Annotated in this window: 15 protein-coding genes; 12 read left to right on the forward strand and 3 right to left on the reverse strand. The window is 60.0% G+C overall.

Features of this window, described 5'->3' with window-relative positions; genetic code table 11:
* Window positions 1-271 precede the first annotated feature (271 nt).
* The 11 genes from urtA (at window position 272) to ureC (ending at window position 10547) form a co-directional block, all read left to right on the forward strand.
* Entirely contained in the window at window positions 272-1537 is a 1266-nt protein-coding gene (gene urtA, locus ACIOU6_RS11330) for an urea ABC transporter substrate-binding protein (RefSeq protein ID WP_221732833.1), read from the forward strand.
* A 162-nt stretch (window positions 1538-1699) separates the two neighbouring features.
* Window positions 1700-3202, forward strand: a complete 1503-nt coding sequence (gene urtB, locus ACIOU6_RS11335) for an urea ABC transporter permease subunit UrtB (protein WP_401136235.1) — start codon at window positions 1700-1702, stop codon at window positions 3200-3202.
* The gene (gene urtC / locus ACIOU6_RS11340) at window positions 3202-4281 is read left to right on the forward strand and encodes an urea ABC transporter permease subunit UrtC (RefSeq protein WP_221732835.1); all 1080 of its coding nucleotides are present in this window, start codon (window positions 3202-3204) and stop codon (window positions 4279-4281) included. The genes urtB and urtC overlap by 1 nt, the downstream gene beginning before the upstream one ends.
* Window positions 4278-5147 carry an urea ABC transporter ATP-binding protein UrtD gene (gene urtD / locus ACIOU6_RS11345; protein ID WP_401136238.1) on the forward strand — a complete coding sequence of 290 codons (870 nt, stop codon included), beginning with the start codon at window positions 4278-4280 and terminating at the stop codon, window positions 5145-5147. Before urtC ends, urtD begins: the two co-directional genes overlap by 4 nt.
* Before the next feature lie 133 nt (window positions 5148-5280).
* Complete coding sequence (gene urtE, locus ACIOU6_RS11350; RefSeq protein WP_221732836.1) at window positions 5281-5979, forward strand: urea ABC transporter ATP-binding subunit UrtE; 699 nt, start codon at window positions 5281-5283, stop codon at window positions 5977-5979.
* A 30-nt stretch (window positions 5980-6009) separates the two neighbouring features.
* Window positions 6010-6849: an urease accessory protein UreD gene (locus ACIOU6_RS11355; RefSeq protein ID WP_401136241.1), complete on the forward strand. Its 840-nt coding sequence runs from the start codon at window positions 6010-6012 to the stop codon at window positions 6847-6849.
* Between the two features lie 147 nt (window positions 6850-6996).
* Window positions 6997-7299 carry an urease subunit gamma gene (gene ureA / locus ACIOU6_RS11360; RefSeq protein ID WP_221732838.1) on the forward strand — a complete coding sequence of 101 codons (303 nt, stop codon included), beginning with the start codon at window positions 6997-6999 and terminating at the stop codon, window positions 7297-7299.
* A 9-nt stretch (window positions 7300-7308) separates the two neighbouring features.
* Window positions 7309-7842 carry a GNAT family N-acetyltransferase gene (locus tag ACIOU6_RS11365; RefSeq protein ID WP_401136244.1) on the forward strand — a complete coding sequence of 178 codons (534 nt, stop codon included), beginning with the start codon at window positions 7309-7311 and terminating at the stop codon, window positions 7840-7842.
* A gap of 5 nt (window positions 7843-7847) precedes the next feature.
* Window positions 7848-8381 carry a GNAT family N-acetyltransferase gene (locus ACIOU6_RS11370; RefSeq protein WP_401136247.1) on the forward strand — a complete coding sequence of 178 codons (534 nt, stop codon included), beginning with the start codon at window positions 7848-7850 and terminating at the stop codon, window positions 8379-8381.
* Window positions 8381-8686, forward strand: a complete 306-nt coding sequence (locus tag ACIOU6_RS11375) for an urease subunit beta (protein WP_007915947.1) — start codon at window positions 8381-8383, stop codon at window positions 8684-8686. Before ACIOU6_RS11370 ends, ACIOU6_RS11375 begins: the two co-directional genes overlap by 1 nt.
* A gap of 160 nt (window positions 8687-8846) precedes the next feature.
* A complete protein-coding gene (gene ureC, locus ACIOU6_RS11380; RefSeq protein ID WP_221732841.1) occupies window positions 8847-10547 on the forward strand; it encodes an urease subunit alpha in 1701 nt (566 codons plus the stop codon).
* A 163-nt stretch (window positions 10548-10710) separates the two neighbouring features.
* On the opposite strand, the gene ACIOU6_RS11385 is transcribed toward ureC, so the two are convergent.
* A complete protein-coding gene (locus ACIOU6_RS11385) occupies window positions 10711-12339 on the reverse strand; it encodes a hypothetical protein (RefSeq protein ID WP_401136252.1) in 1629 nt (542 codons plus the stop codon).
* 429 nt (window positions 12340-12768) lie between these two features.
* On the opposite strand from ACIOU6_RS11385, the gene ACIOU6_RS11390 reads away from it, so the two are divergent.
* Complete coding sequence (locus ACIOU6_RS11390) at window positions 12769-13896, forward strand: sensor histidine kinase KdpD (RefSeq protein ID WP_221732842.1); 1128 nt, start codon at window positions 12769-12771, stop codon at window positions 13894-13896.
* Between the two features lie 148 nt (window positions 13897-14044).
* Here ACIOU6_RS11390 and ACIOU6_RS11395 read toward each other — a convergent pair whose 3' ends face one another.
* Together ACIOU6_RS11395 and ACIOU6_RS11400 are read right to left on the reverse strand one after the other, a co-directional pair.
* Complete coding sequence (locus ACIOU6_RS11395; RefSeq protein WP_401136256.1) at window positions 14045-14350, reverse strand: chaperone modulator CbpM; 306 nt, start codon at window positions 14348-14350, stop codon at window positions 14045-14047.
* 23 nt (window positions 14351-14373) lie between these two features.
* A complete protein-coding gene (locus ACIOU6_RS11400) occupies window positions 14374-15324 on the reverse strand; it encodes a DnaJ C-terminal domain-containing protein (RefSeq protein WP_401136259.1) in 951 nt (316 codons plus the stop codon).
* Between the last annotated feature and the right edge of the window lie 59 nt (window positions 15325-15383).

The raw sequence follows: 15383 nt of genomic DNA on the forward strand, positions 1-15383 counted from the left end.
CAATGGATAAGGTGACTGACACGAAGCCTTCGCGAGCAGGCTCGCTCCCACATTTGATTTTTGTTTACCACTAGATCGCGCCCCAATCTGGCGCGGCCGCCTGCACCAACGCTCCACGAGCGTTCCTTCATGGTGCACCGAACCCACGCGCAAGCGCTCTAAACCGACATTTCCCTGCCCCTCCCCGACCGGGCACAGCCCTTGCAAAACACCCTTCAGTCGTCCGCATCTGCCAACCATAAAAAACTTTAACGTTCATGGAGATCGCACAATGAAGCGTCGCAGTTTGATCAAGGCTTTCACACTCACGGCATCCATTGCCGCGATGGGCATGACCTGGACTGTCCAGGCCGCCGAGACCATCAAGGTCGGGATTCTGCATTCGTTGTCCGGCACCATGGCGATCTCCGAAACATCGCTCAAAGACATGGCGCTGATGACCATCGATGAGATCAACGCCAAGGGCGGCGTCAACGGCAAGATGCTGGAGCCGGTGGTCGTCGATCCGGCGTCGAACTGGCCGTTGTTCGCCGAAAAGGGCCGGCAGTTGCTGACCCAGGACAAGGTTGCCGTGGTGTTCGGTTGCTGGACCTCGGTGTCGCGTAAATCGGTATTGCCGGTGTTCGAAGAACTCAACGGTCTGCTGTTCTACCCGGTGCAATACGAAGGCGAAGAGATGTCGCCGAACGTGTTCTACACCGGCGCTGCGCCCAATCAGCAAGCGATCCCGGCGGTTGAATACCTGATGAGCGAAGAAGGTGGCAGCGCCAAGCGTTTCTTCCTGCTCGGCACCGACTACGTCTACCCGCGCACCACCAACAAGATCCTGCGTTCGTTCCTGCATTCCAAAGGCGTGGCCGACAAGGACATCGAAGAGGTCTACACGCCGTTCGGTCATAGCGACTATCAAACCATCGTTGCCAACATCAAAAAGTTCTCGGCGGGTGGCAAGACTGCGGTGATTTCCACGGTCAACGGCGACTCCAACGTGCCGTTCTATAAAGAGCTGGCTAACCAGGGCCTGAAAGCCACCGACGTACCGGTGGTGGCGTTCTCGGTGGGCGAAGAAGAGCTGCGCGGCATCGACACCAAACCGTTGGTGGGCAACCTCGCGGCATGGAACTACTTCGAGTCGGTGGAGAACCCGGTGAACAAGAAGTTCGTCGCGGACTGGAAGGCCTACGCGAAGAAACACAACCTGCCGGGCGCCGACAAAGCGGTGACCAACGATCCGATGGAAGCCACCTACGTCGGCATCCACATGTGGGCGCAGGCCGTGGAGAAAGCCAAGTCCACTGACGTCGACAAAGTCCGCGAAGCCCTCGCCGGCCAGACCTTTGCCGCGCCGTCGGGTTACACCCTGACCATGGACAAGACCAATCACCACCTGCACAAACCGGTGATGATCGGCGAGATCCAGGCCGATGGTCAGTTCAACGTGGTCTGGCAGACCGAAGGCCCGATCCGTGCGCAGCCGTGGAGCCCGTTTATCGAAGGCAACGACAAGAAGCCGGATTATGCGGTGAAGAGCAACTGAGCCACTGGGTGTCAGGGCCCGAGCACAAAACCCGGACCTGATGCAATTCCCTGTGGGAGCGGGCTTGCTCGCGAAGACGGCGGCACATCCACCATCAATGTGACTGACCCATCGTATTCGCGAGCAAGCCCGCTCCCACATTGTCCGCGTAAGGCCAATGACATGCTGACTGCCCTTTACCGTCTATTCCTCGCTATCGCGCTCTTACTGCCGATGGCCGCGCATTCCGGCGACGCCGAAGACTTCGTCGCCGCCAACGCCATGCAACAAGCCAAACTGCTGCAAGACTGGGCCGCGCAGCCCGACCCGGCCCGTATAGAACTGATCAACGCCCTGCAACAAGGCGAACTGACCCTCGACGGCCAAGCCAAAACCCTGCGCCTGAACAACCGCCTGCGGGGTCTGATCGACACCGCTCTGGCCAGCCACCAATTGCTCGCCGCCGACGCCAAAATCCGTCTGGCTGCCGCGCAGCAATTGCAGAAAAGCGCGAAACCCGCGCAGCTGAAATTCCTCGACCAGCAACTGGCTGGCGAAAAAGATGAAAGCGTCCACGCCGCCCTGAGCCTGGCCCTGGCCAATCTGCAACTGGTCGACACTGACCCCGCCGTGCGGCTGGCCGCTGTGCGCTTGCTCGGTAAAACCGGCGATCCGCTGGCTCGCACTCGTCTCGAAGGCTTGCTTGAACCCGGTGTCGAAACCGATGCCAGCGTGCGCACGGCCGCCGAAACCAGCCTCGCTCAGGTGAAACGCAAACTGCTGATCGGCGAAATACTCGGCCAGGCGTTCAGCGGCATGTCACTCGGCTCGATCCTGCTGCTCGCGGCGCTGGGCCTGGCGATCACCTTCGGTCTGCTGGGCGTGATCAACATGGCCCACGGCGAGATGCTGATGCTGGGCGCCTACTCGACCTACGTGGTGCAACTGATGTTCCAGCGCTACGCCCCGCAGGCCATCGAGTTCTATCCGCTGATCGCGCTGCCGGTGGCGTTCTTCGTCACCGCCGCCATCGGCATGGCGCTAGAGCGCACGGTGATTCGCCACTTGTATGGCCGACCGCTGGAAACCCTGCTCGCCACCTGGGGCATCAGCCTGATGCTGATTCAGCTTGTGCGTTTACTGTTCGGCGCACAGAACGTTGAAGTGGCCAACCCCGCCTGGCTGTCCGGTGGCATTCAGGTGCTGCCGAATCTGGTGCTGCCGTACAACCGCATCGTCATCATCGCCTTCGCGTTGTTTGTGGTGGTGCTGACCTGGCTGCTGCTGAACAAGACACGCCTGGGCCTCAACGTGCGTGCTGTCACCCAGAACCGCAACATGGCTGCTTGCTGCGGCGTGCCAACCGGGCGCGTCGACATGCTCGCTTTCGGTCTCGGTTCTGGTATCGCCGGCCTCGGCGGTGTGGCGCTGAGCCAGATTGGCAACGTCGGCCCGGACCTCGGCCAGAGCTACATCATCGATTCGTTTTTGGTGGTGGTGCTTGGCGGCGTCGGCCAATTGGCCGGTAGCGTGCTCGCGGCGTTCGGCCTCGGTATCACCAACAAGATTCTCGAACCGCAGATCGGTGCCGTGCTCGGCAAGATCCTGATCCTCGCGCTGATCATTCTGTTCATTCAGAAACGTCCGCAAGGCCTCTTCGCACTCAAAGGACGGGTGATCGACTGATGAACCAGCCTCTATTAGTCACGGCCACGCAAAAGGCTGGCCCGAAAGTCACGATTGCCGTTGGCGCGGTGATCCTCGCGCTACTGATCGCAATGCCTTTGCTGTCGCTGTTGTCGCCGGAAAACGCGCTGCATGTCTCGGCGTACACCCTGACGTTGGTCGGCAAAATCCTCTGCTACGCCATCGTCGCGCTGGCGCTGGATCTGGTCTGGGGTTACGCCGGTCTGCTGTCCCTCGGCCACGGCTTGTTCTTCGCCCTCGGCGGTTATGCGATGGGCATGTACCTGATGCGTCAGGCCGCCGGTGATGATTTGCCAGCGTTCATGACCTTCCTGTCGTGGACCGAATTGCCGTGGTACTGGGCCGGCACCAGCAGCTTTGTCTGGGCCATGTGCCTGGTGGTGTTGGCGCCGGGTTTGCTGGCGCTGGTGTTCGGCTTCTTCGCCTTCCGTTCGCGGATCAAGGGCGTGTATTTCTCGATCATGACCCAGGCCCTGACCTTCGCCGGCATGCTCCTGTTTTTCCGTAACGAGACCGGGTTTGGCGGCAACAACGGCTTCACCAATTTCCGCACGATTCTCGGTTTCGGCATCACGGAACCGGGCACCCGTGCGGTGCTGTTTCTGGCGACGGTGTTGCTGCTGGTGGCGAGTCTGTTTATCGGCTGGCGTCTGGCGCAAAGCAAGTTCGGCCGAGTGCTGACGGCGCTGCGCGATGCGGAAAACCGCCTGATGTTCTGCGGTTACGACCCGCGTGGCTTCAAGCTGTTTGTCTGGGTGTTGAGCGCGGTGTTGTGTGGCTTGGCCGGTGCGCTCTACGTGCCACAGGTGGGGATCATCAACCCAAGCGAAATGTCGCCGACCAACTCCATCGAAGCGGCGGTCTGGGTCGCCCTCGGCGGGCGCGGCACGTTGATCGGGCCGTTGCTTGGCGCCGGCGTGGTCAACGGCATGAAGAGCTGGTTCACCGTGGCGTTCCCCGAGTACTGGCTGTTCTTCCTCGGCGCGCTGTTCATCGTCGTGACCCTGTACTTGCCCAAAGGCGTGATTGGTCTGCTGAAGAAACGAGGTGAACAATGAGCGTCACAGCAAGTGCTGAGTTCATGCTCGAACCGGCCTTTTTTCCCGTGGAGCCCAACAAGGATGAGGGCACCAGCCGCGACTCGATCGGCCTTGGTCAGCGCGTTGGCCCGGGGCTCGATACTCGCCACGGGACGATCCTGACCCTGGAAGACATCAGCGTCAGCTTCGATGGCTTCCGGGCGCTGAACAACCTCAACCTGTACATCGGCGTCGGCGAATTGCGCTGCATCATCGGCCCCAACGGCGCGGGCAAGACCACGCTGATGGACGTGATCACCGGCAAGACGCGCCCCAGTCACGGCAAGGCCTGGTTCGGCGAAACCCTGGACCTGACGCAGATGAGCGAAGTGCAGATCGCCCAGGCCGGCATCGGCCGCAAGTTCCAGAAGCCGACAGTGTTCGAAGCGCTGAGCGTGTTCGAAAACCTCGAATTGGCGCAGAAAACCGACAAATCAGTGTGGGCCAGTTTGCGTGCGCGCCTGAGTGGCGAGCAACGTGAGCGCATCAGCGAAGTGCTGGAAACCATTCGCCTGACCTCCTCGGTCAATCGCCCGGCGGGCTTGTTGTCCCACGGCCAGAAGCAGTTTCTGGAAATCGGCATGTTGCTGATGCAAGACCCGCAACTGCTGCTGCTCGACGAACCGGTCGCGGGCATGACCGACGCTGAAACCGAATTCACCGCCGAGCTGTTCAAGTCGCTGGCAGGCAAGCATTCGCTGATGGTGGTGGAACACGACATGGGCTTTGTCGGCTCGATTGCCGATCACGTCACGGTGTTGCACCAGGGCAGCGTGCTGGCCGAAGGGTCGCTTGAGCAGGTGCAGGAAAACGAGCGGGTGATCGAGGTCTACCTCGGCCGCTGACCCTGAAAACACCTTTCCAATGTGGGAGCGGGCTTGCTCGCGAATGCGGTGTGTCATTCAAAGTTGATGGCGACTGATCCACCGCATTCGCGAGCAAGCCCGCTCCCACAGGGGATTTGAGGAGAATTTGAGAATGCTGCAAGTCGACACGCTGCACCAGTACTACGGCGGTAGCCACATCCTGCGCGGCCTGAGCTTTGACGTGAAGGTCGGCGAGGTCACCTGCTTGCTCGGGCGCAACGGCGTGGGCAAGACCACCCTGCTCAAATGCCTGATGGGTCTGTTGCCGGCCAAGGAAGGCGCAGTGAATTGGGAAGGCAAACCGATCACCACGCTCAAGCCGCATCAGCGGGTGCACGCCGGGATCGCTTATGTGCCGCAGGGCCGGGAGATTTTCGGGCGTCTGACGGTGGAAGAAAATCTGCTGATGGGCCTGTCGCGTTTTCCTGGTTCCGAGGCCAAGGAAGTCCCGGCGTTCATCTACGAATTGTTCCCGGTGCTGCTACAAATGAAGCAGCGGCGCGGCGGCGACTTGTCCGGTGGTCAGCAACAACAGTTGGCCATTGGTCGAGCCCTGGCCAGTCGTCCGCGGTTGCTGATCCTCGACGAACCCACCGAAGGTATTCAGCCGTCGGTGATCAAGGAGATTGGCGCGGTGATCAAAAAGCTCGCAGCCCGAGGCGACATGGCGATTCTGCTGGTGGAGCAGTTCTACGATTTCGCCGCTGAACTGGCCGATCAGTACCTGGTGATGTCCCGGGGCGAGATTGTCCAGCAGGGACGCGGAGAAAACATGGAAGCCGAGGGTGTGCGCGGACTGGTTACGATCTAACCTGTAGCGTCCTAACGATAATCAGAAAACATGAATTTACCTTTAACGACTGCCCTGTTTACCCCGAGCTGGCACGCCGAGCTGGAGTTGGCGTACGCCCGCTTCGGCGACTGCACGCGCCCGGTTCAGCGCCGACACCTCGGCCCGCTGCGGGTGCAGAAGCATCTGTATGCCGAAGGTCCCGAGGTCTGCCAGCACATCATCGTCCATCCGCCGGGTGGCATTGCCGGCGGTGATCGGCTGGACATCAGCGCCCGCGTCGAACCGCACGCCTGGGCGCAGATCACCAGCCCCGGCGCGGCCAAGTGGTATCGCGCCGCGGGCCCTGCCTTTCAAAAGCTCGACTTGAAAGTCGCTGCCGGAGCAACGCTGGAATGGCTGCCACAGGAAACCATCGTCTACAGCGCCGCACAGGCTGAGCTGACCACCTCGATTGAGCTTGAGGGGGATGCGCGGCTGTTCTACTGGGACGTGGTGGCGCTGGGTCGCCCGGCCAGCGGCGAGCGTTTCGACCTCGGGCATTTTCAATCGCACCTGGATATTCGTCGCGACGGTCGATTGCTCTGGCATGAGCGCCAGCGCATTGTCGGCGATGACGGTTTGCTCGATTCGCCGATAGGGCTGGACGGCCATCCGGTGTTTGCCACGTTGCTGGTGACCGGTGAGATTGATGCTGAACGGCTAGAGCGCTGCCGCTCGTTGGGCCATGACGTGCGCGGGGATCTGACGCAGTTGCCGGGGCTGTTGGTGGCTCGTTGTCTGGCTAACGAAGCATTGCTCGCGCGTGCCTGGCTCATCGATTTATGGCGCCTGTTACGCCCGGCGCTGCTAGACCGCGAAGCCCAGCCCCCTCGAATCTGGAACACCTGAAATGCAATCCAACTGTGGGAGCGGGCTTGCTCGCGAAGGCGGCGTGTCATTCACACAGATGCTGGCTGACCTACCGCTTTCGCGAGCAAGCCCGCTCCCACAGGGGATTTGTGCACATTTTTCAATCTGCCCTGATGGAACCCAACAATGGACCTGACCCCACGCGAAAAAGACAAGCTGTTGATCTTCACCGCCGGCCTCGTCGCCGAACGGCGTTTGGCGCGCGGTGTGAAGCTCAACTACCCCGAAGCCATGGCCTACATCTCCGCCGCGCTGCTCGAAGGCGCCCGTGACGGCCAGACCGTGGCCGAGCTGATGCACTTGGGCACCACCCTGCTGACCCGCGAACAAGTGATGGAAGGCATCCCGGAGATGATCCCCGAGATCCAGGTCGAAGCGACATTCCCCGACGGCACCAAACTGGTCACTGTTCACCAACCGATCGTCTGAGGCCGGGCCATGACTTACAGCATTCGCGATGCGCTGCATGCCGACCTGCCGGCGATCCGCGACATTTACAACGACGCGGTGCTCAACACCACGGCGATCTGGAACGACGCGCCCGTCGACCTCGGCAACCGTCAGACATGGTTCAGCGCCCGTCAGGCCCTGGCTTATCCGATTCTGGTGATCGTCGACGCCGACAACGCGGTGCTCGGCTACGCTTCTTTTGGTGACTGGCGGCCATTCGACGGTTTCCGTCATACCGTCGAGCACTCGGTTTATGTGCGCAGCGACCAACGCGGCAACGGCCTCGGCCCGCAACTGATGAGCGTGCTGATCGAGCGGGCCAGGGCCTGTGGCAAGCACGTCATGGTCGCCGCCATCGAAACCGGCAACGCTGCCTCGATTCGCTTGCATGAACGCGCCGGTTTCATAACCACAGGCCAGATGCCGCAAGTCGGCACCAAGTTCGGTCGCTGGCTCGACCTGACCTTCATGCAGCTCACCCTCAACCCTGGCGCGCAGCCGCCTGACGCCAACAAGGAGTGACATCGATGAACGCCGCCCAACTGCGCCGCGTCAATGCTGAAAGTTTTGCCCACTATCGTCAGGGCCTGATCGATCTGCTGCTCGATGCAGTGGGTTATGGCGCCAGTGTCGGATTCATGGCCAACCTCGATGCGGCTCAGGCTCGCACCTATTTCGATGAGGTTCAGGACAACGTCAACAAGGGCAGCGTGTTGCTCTGGGTGGTGGTCAAGGACGAGCAAGTGCAGGCCAGTGTGCAACTGGGACTGTGCCAGAAGGCCAACGGTCTCAATCGCGCCGAAGTGCAGAAACTGCTCGTGCGCGAACACGCCCGTCGGCGCGGTCTTGGCCAGCAATTGATGAGTGCGCTGGAGCTCGAAGCCCCAAGACACAAACGCGGCCTGCTCTACCTCGACACCGAAGCCGGCTCTCCAGCCGAAGACTTCTACAGGGCGCTTGGCTACATCCGCGCAGGTGAAATCCCCGACTACGCCTGTGACCCGCACGGCACCTATCGGCCAACTGCCCTCTACTACAAGATTCTGCAAGGAGCCCAGTGATGATTCCCGGTGAATACCAGATCCAGCCCGGCGACATCGAACTCAACGTCGGCCGCCGCACGGTCAGCCTGAAAGTCGCCAACAGCGGCGACCGGCCGATCCAGGTCGGCTCGCACTATCACTTTTTCGAAACCAATGACGCCCTGACCTTTGATCGAGCGGCCAGCCGTGGCATGCGCCTGAATATTCCGGCCGGCACGGCGGTGCGCTTCGAGCCGGGACAGAGTCGCGAGGTTGAGCTGGTGGATTACGCCGGGCATCGCCGGGTGTTCGGTTTTGCCGGACGGGTCATGGGTGATCTCTGAATAATACGGTGTGCGCTCTGGCCCCTTCGCGAGCAAGCCCGCTCCCACATTCGACCGCGTCCCTTCAGTTGAAATGCGGTCAATTGTGGGAGCGGGCTTGCTCGCGAATCTGTGAGCGCAGCGAACAGCCTCAAAGACAATTGAATTCCAAGGCGAGCACATGAAAATTTCAAGACAAGCCTACGCCGACATGTTCGGCCCCACCGTCGGCGACAAGGTGCGCCTGGCCGACACCGAGTTGTGGATCGAAGTCGAGAAAGACTTCACCACCTACGGCGAAGAAGTGAAATTCGGCGGCGGTAAAGTCATCCGTGACGGCCAGGGCCAGAGCCAATTGCTGGCCGCCGAGGTGGTCGACACCGTGATCACCAACGCGCTGATCATCGACCACTGGGGCATCGTCAAAGCCGACGTCGGCCTCAAGGACGGTCGCATCGTCGCCATCGGCAAGGCCGGCAACCCGGACGTGCAGCCCAACGTGACCATGGCCATTGGCGCCGGCAGCGAAGTGATCGCTGGCGAAGGCATGATCCTCACCGCCGGCGGCATCGACACGCACATCCACTTCATCTGCCCGCAGCAGATCGAAGAGGCGCTGATGAGCGGCGTCACCACCATGATCGGCGGCGGCACGGGACCGGCCACCGGCACCAACGCGACGACCTGCACTTCAGGCCCGTGGCATCTGGCGCGCATGCTCCAGGCCGCCGACGCCTTCGCGATGAACATCGGCCTCACCGGCAAGGGCAACGCCAGCCTGCCGGAACCGTTGATCGAGCAGGTCAAGGCCGGCGCCATTGGCCTCAAGCTGCACGAAGACTGGGGCACCACCCCGGCGAGCATCGACAACTGCCTGAACGTCGCCGATCAATATGACGTGCAGGTGGCGATCCACACCGACACCCTCAACGAATCCGGCTTTGTCGAGACCACCCTCGGCGCCTTCAAGGGCCGCACCATCCACACCTACCACACCGAGGGTGCCGGTGGCGGCCACGCGCCGGACATCATCAAGGCCTGCGGGTTTGCCAACGTGCTGCCGAGTTCGACCAACCCGACCCGGCCGTTTACCCGCAACACCATCGATGAACACCTCGACATGTTGATGGTCTGTCACCACCTCGACCCGAGCATCGCCGAAGACGTCGCGTTCGCTGAAAGCCGCATCCGCCGCGAGACGATTGCCGCCGAAGACATCCTTCATGACCTCGGCGCCTTCTCGATGATCAGCTCCGACAGCCAAGCCATGGGCCGTGTTGGCGAAGTCATCACCCGCACCTGGCAAACCGCCGACAAAATGAAAAAACAGCGCGGTCCTTTGCCGCAGGACGGCGAAGGCAACGACAACTTCCGCGCCAAACGCTACATCGCCAAATACACGATCAACCCGGCGATCACCCATGGCATCAGCCATGAAGTCGGTTCGATCGAAGTCGGCAAGTGGGCGGATCTGGTGCTGTGGCGTCCGGCGTTTTTCGGCGTCAAACCGACGCTGATTCTCAAGGGCGGCGCCATTGCCGCCAGCCTGATGGGCGATGCCAACGCATCGATCCCAACCCCGCAACCGGTGCACTACCGCCCGATGTTTGCCAGTTACGGTGGCTCGCTGCACGCCACCAGCCTGACCTTCATCAGCCAAGCCGCGCAGGAGGCCGGGTTGCCCGAAGCATTGGGTTTGAAGAAGAAGATTGCCGTGGTCAAAGGTTGCCGCGAGGTGCAGAAAACCGACCTGATCCACAACGATTACCTGCCAAACATCGATGTCGATCCGCAGACGTATCAAGTCAAGGCTGACGGTGTGCTGCTGTGGTGTGAACCGGCGGAAACGCTGCCGATGGCTCAACGCTACTTTCTGTTTTAGAGCCCGAGTCCCGAGTACGGACACTTGTGTCCGTACTCGGTATCTCTGCATAGGTGACGATGGCCCGACTTACGGCGGGGCAGATGACTCACCCACAGATCAGCCACGCTCTCGAATCCGCCCCGCTCAGTGTTGTATCGGCAACGAGATTACAAACAATCCATCATGGAGCCGGAAACAACAAAGCGACCATCTCGCGGGAGTAGTGATAATTCAACCTTAGTTCCTTACCCGCCGGAATATCCGTTGTAGCAAAAACAGTACTCAGCTCTAACCCTCTGCGAACCACCTCTCCTTCGGATCGGTCTTCGACTTCAACGCGAAAAGCAACGGTTTCAACGTTATACCCTCCCGGCGATTGACGCAGTGGCCGGCCGGCCGCGTTAAATACGAAGTTGGTGTTGATTCTGGAAACAATATTGTCGCCCGCCACAACGATTGAAAATTCCCGGGGCCTGCCATCCTCCATAAAAGTTCCGGTAGTTGCGTACATGGCAAATGTTTGTTCGGCAAGTGACAGGCGAGCAGCAGGTACAAGATCTCCACCATATACCCCAATGATTTCCCCTTTACTGATACGCCGGTTCGCCACCACCATCAATTGTCCGATCAGAGCCTTTTCGCCGGGAACGATGATGTCTGCGTCAGTGAAGGTGCGTAACTGCAGTTTTTCCTCATACAACCTGGCGACCTGTTCAAAACCACCCGCTTTCAGGTAGGGCAGAACCTGCTCCGAGGAGTATCTGTTTCCACTGGCCATGGACACTTCTGACTCAAGGCTTCTGACATACATGGGTTTGCCATCAATTCCCCTGATCGGATATTTACCATTGTTGGCACGGCTGTATGAGCCCAGCTTGTTGTTCTCGCCCGAATAACGCACATAGTGGCGCATGCTGCTGAGTTCTTCAGGGGTATAGGGTTTGATCGGCATCGACTCCGACGCCAGTTCGAAAACATCATCGGGAGACGCCGGTCGAGTCGGCAGCGATTCCAGCGCCAGTTCGAACTCTTCATCGGAATGCCCGGCGTTCATTCCGCCCTTGCGACCTCGACGATGCCAGGTACCGGCCGCATCGGGAGTGGCAATGATCCCGCTGCTGAGCAGTTCGGACGGTTTTTGGGGGTCGCGTACCCGCAGCAGGTAATGTTGCCCGTCTCCCGCGTCAGGTGACCGGGCGGCGAAGTATTTGGCGCCGTTGAATTCCACTTCGTGCGCGGCCGACAGTTTCAGTTGCAAGGTTTTGCCAGATGCGACTATCCGAGGGCTGGCGGATCGGCTGGCACCCGATCCGAATTCACTCAGCTCGGCCCATTGCCCGCTGACAGGATCACGCTCCAGCGCAGGCCCCGACGCAAACCGTTCGCTTTGCAACCGCGCCCGGTACAGACCGGTTTGCGGATCCGTTGCGACAGGCACGATATCTCCGCCCGAGACTTCGGCGTAGCCACGCCCCTTGACTGACCGTAAACCGTGCGCGTCGGCCTCCGGCAGTTGAACCGGCGCCTTGAACGCGTAATCTGGCAAAGTGTTTCGAGCCACCGCCCGAGCAAACTCGGGAGGCGGCGTGACCGCGCTGATCGTGACCGTGGATGCCGGCAAGGATGCGTCAGGCGTCACGCCTGCGGCGCTGCCATCACCGGGCAGACTTCGCGTTGACGCGATGTCTGGAGGAAGGAAATCGAAGCGATGTAGCGTATCGCGAGGCGGCGAGACAGCGTCCGATGGCGGCGCGGGCCTCGTGTGCACATCGACAGAGGCGGGGCCTTTGGGAGGCGGTTTTCGTACCATAAATTATTCGTCCTTGAATAGATTTTTTAGTGACTAACATCGGTAGCCGAGTAGAGTGCCGCATGATTGCTTGTTTACTGTGTAACTACAGTGCCCGGTATCAGGCAAGTACATATCCTTATGTACGACGCTATATACACAACATAACCAAAACATCTTACAAAACGCTAAGCATGCACTTCAGATTGCCTGCAACTCTTCCACGCACGATAAAAATACCAGATACCTCGCTTATAAAAACAACTAAAAATAATCAAAAAACCACTCACAAAGAGCAGGCAATCATTAACAATTTCGAAGTTTAAGTGCATGAATCAACACCAAACTGTACTACCAGCGCAATAGAAACTTCCCGATACTTCTCAACGGTACTGTGGCAGGGACTACAAAGAGGTTAATATCGCGAAACACTCCAGAAGGGAACCCGCCATGCGCCTATCCGAATTCATCAGGCAACACGTTGATCGTATCGTCGATGAATGGGAGGAGTTTGCAGGCACCATTACGCCCGCCGCCGATTATCTGGACTCGAACGCACTGCGTGATCACGCCAAGGCCATCCTGCTGGCCGCCGCACGGGACATGAACAAACCGCAAAGTCCTGACGAGCAAGCGGCCAAAGCCAAGGGTGAAGGCCTGGAAGTAACCCCCAGCCTCAATCAGGCCGGCTCCAGCCATGGCGAACTACGCCACACCGTCGGTTTTGATCTGGTGCAAATGACCTCGGAGTTTCGCCACCTGCGCGCCTGCGTGATACGTCGCTGGGTCGAAAGCCTGGGGGCACCGGACATGGTGTATTTCCAGGACATGATCCGTTTCAACGAAGCCATCGATGAAGCGCTGGCCGAGTCCACAGCCGCCTATGCGCAAGAGGTTGAGCGTTCGCGGGACATCTTTCTTGCCATCCTCGGTCACGACCTGCGCGCGCCGCTGCAAGCGGTGAGCATGTCCAGCGAATTGCTGTTGCGCAAAACCCGTCTGGAGGGCGATGCGCTGACCTGTGCCCTGAACATCAAGCGTGGCGCCCGACACATGGCGGCGATGATCAGCGATTTACTCGAACTGGTGCGCTGTCGTCTGGGCAAGAGCCTGCCGATCGAACCTGTACCAATGGACATGGCCAACGCCGCACGGGCAGCGATTGCCGAGGCCTGCGCCGGCAATCCGCAATGCGATCCAGTGTTGAATATCAGCGGCGATACTCACGGAACGTGGGACACCGGACGGATCGACCAGCTCCTGCAAAACCTGATCGGCAACGCCTTGCAGCATGGTTTGAATCAACGCGACGTGGTGATCAACCTCAGGGGCGAAGGCGACAGCGTGCTCCTGTCCGTACATAACCACGGCACGCCGATTCCCGAAGAGGCTATCGGCACGATTTTCGACCCGTTGGTGCGCAGCGCCGACGAGCAACTCGGTCAGCCGTCAACCAGCCTGGGGTTAGGTTTGTTTATCGTCAAGGAAGTAGTCACCGCCCATGGCGGGACGATTGACGTCAGCTCGAACGAGGCTGACGGGACGCGTTTCAGCGTGGTGTTGCCCAGAAACGTTTAGTCAGGATCACCGCCTTATCGTTCTTCGCGAGCAAGCCCGCTCCCACAGAAGTCCGCATTCCACTCCGCACAGAAGTCCGCATGCCAATTGTGGGAGCGGGCTTGCTCGCGAAGAGCCATGCCCAAACAACCGATCAACATCAGACAAGCTATTCGACCACCAAGCGCCCCAACCGCTGCTTGAGCATGCTGTTCTCGGCCCGCAGTTCGCGAACTTCATCGAGCAGATCCAGCGCCAGCGCAACACCTTCCCACTCCAGCTCCAGATCGCGCCGCAGCTTGGCGGCGCGTTTGGCCAGGGCCAGTTCGTAGTCGGTGAAACGCCAGTCCCGGGGCTGTTCGCCCTGAGGTTCGAGGATGCCGTGTTCGACGATTTCGATCACGTAGACGTCCGATAAATCGGCTGCCTCACAGAATTCTGCCATGTCCAGTTGAACGATCAGGGGGCTGCTCATGTTGGGCTACTCCGTCGCTGGGTTCAGAAGTTCTCTCGCGGATTGAAGGCGGCTTTCTTCGCCAGTTCCTGCCACAACGCGATGACCTCATCGTCTGCGGCTTTCGGCATGACGGCCTTGAGCTGCACGAACAGGTAACCGCGCTCGCCCGCCTTGTTTTTCAGACCATGACCCTTGGCCCGCATGCGCTGACCGTTCTGGCTGCCGGCCGGCACTTTGAGGTTGATCTTGCCGGTCAGGGTCGGCACGGCCACTTCAGCCCCCAGCACCAGCTCCCACGGCGCCAGTGGCAGCGTGATGATCAGGTTGTCGCCTTCGACATCGAACTTGGGGTGCGGCGCAAAACGAATCGTCAGGTACAGATCGCCATTCGCCCCGCCACCGATGCCCGGTGCGCCCTGGCCTTTGAGGCGGATGCGCTCGCCGTCGGTCACGCCCGCCGGGATCTTCACGTTCAGGCTCTTGGTGGTATTGCTGACGTGCTGGCCATTAGCGTTGTATTGCGGCACCTGGAAGGTGACTTTCTTGGATTCGTTCGAAAGTGTCTCTTCGAGGAAAACCGGCAATTCCATTTCCACGTCTTGCCCTCGGCGTCCTGCACTGCGTTGTTGCCGACCTTCGCCACCACCGAAACCGGGGCCGCGATTGCCGAAGATCGAACTGAAGAAGTCCGAGAAGTCGCCGGTGTCCTGACCGCCGCCGCCAAAGCCGCCACGGCTCTGCCAGCCCGGTGGCCCCTGGAACGGTTGTCCGTGCTGGCCATAGCGGCGCAGTTCGTCGTATTCGGCACGTTTGTCAGCGCTTTTCAGCGCTTCATAGGCTTCCGAGGCATCCTTGAACTTGGCCTCGGCGTCTTTTTCCTTGCTGACATCGGGGTGGTATTTGCGCGCCAGCTTGCGATAGGCCGCCTTGATGGCCTTGTCGTCTGCTGTCGGCTCCACGCCGAGTATCTTGTAATAGTCTTTGAAGTCCATTGAAGGAGTCACCATCCGTTATCGATTTCGCGCCGATGCCAGCATGCGCCTATTCGCGC

This window comes from Pseudomonas sp. NPDC087615 (assembly GCF_044743445.1).
Taxonomy (GTDB): Bacteria; Pseudomonadota; Gammaproteobacteria; order Pseudomonadales; family Pseudomonadaceae; genus Aquipseudomonas; species Aquipseudomonas baetica_A.

Bases quoted from the DNA above. Each gene is read 5' to 3' on its own strand.
- ureA (WP_221732838.1), top strand. From the start codon at position 6,997: ATGGACCTGACCCCACGCGAAAAAGACAAGCTGTTGATCTTCACCGCC.
- ACIOU6_RS11365 (WP_401136244.1), top strand. From the start codon at position 7,309: ATGACTTACAGCATTCGCGATGCGCTGCATGCCGACCTGCCGGCGATC.
- ACIOU6_RS11370 (WP_401136247.1), top strand. From the start codon at position 7,848: ATGAACGCCGCCCAACTGCGCCGCGTCAATGCTGAAAGTTTTGCCCAC.
- urtE (WP_221732836.1), top strand. From the start codon at position 5,281: ATGCTGCAAGTCGACACGCTGCACCAGTACTACGGCGGTAGCCACATC.
- ACIOU6_RS11390 (WP_221732842.1), top strand. From the start codon at position 12,769: ATGCGCCTATCCGAATTCATCAGGCAACACGTTGATCGTATCGTCGAT.
- urtC (WP_221732835.1), top strand. From the start codon at position 3,202: ATGAACCAGCCTCTATTAGTCACGGCCACGCAAAAGGCTGGCCCGAAA.
- urtD (WP_401136238.1), top strand. From the start codon at position 4,278: ATGAGCGTCACAGCAAGTGCTGAGTTCATGCTCGAACCGGCCTTTTTT.
- ureC (WP_221732841.1), top strand. From the start codon at position 8,847: ATGAAAATTTCAAGACAAGCCTACGCCGACATGTTCGGCCCCACCGTC.
- ACIOU6_RS11355 (WP_401136241.1), top strand. From the start codon at position 6,010: ATGAATTTACCTTTAACGACTGCCCTGTTTACCCCGAGCTGGCACGCC.
- ACIOU6_RS11395 (WP_401136256.1), bottom strand. From the start codon at position 14,350: ATGAGCAGCCCCCTGATCGTTCAACTGGACATGGCAGAATTCTGTGAG.
- urtB (WP_401136235.1), top strand. From the start codon at position 1,700: ATGCTGACTGCCCTTTACCGTCTATTCCTCGCTATCGCGCTCTTACTG.
- ACIOU6_RS11385 (WP_401136252.1), bottom strand. From the start codon at position 12,339: ATGGTACGAAAACCGCCTCCCAAAGGCCCCGCCTCTGTCGATGTGCAC.
- ACIOU6_RS11375 (WP_007915947.1), top strand. From the start codon at position 8,381: ATGATTCCCGGTGAATACCAGATCCAGCCCGGCGACATCGAACTCAAC.
- ACIOU6_RS11400 (WP_401136259.1), bottom strand. From the start codon at position 15,324: ATGGACTTCAAAGACTATTACAAGATACTCGGCGTGGAGCCGACAGCA.
- urtA (WP_221732833.1), top strand. From the start codon at position 272: ATGAAGCGTCGCAGTTTGATCAAGGCTTTCACACTCACGGCATCCATT.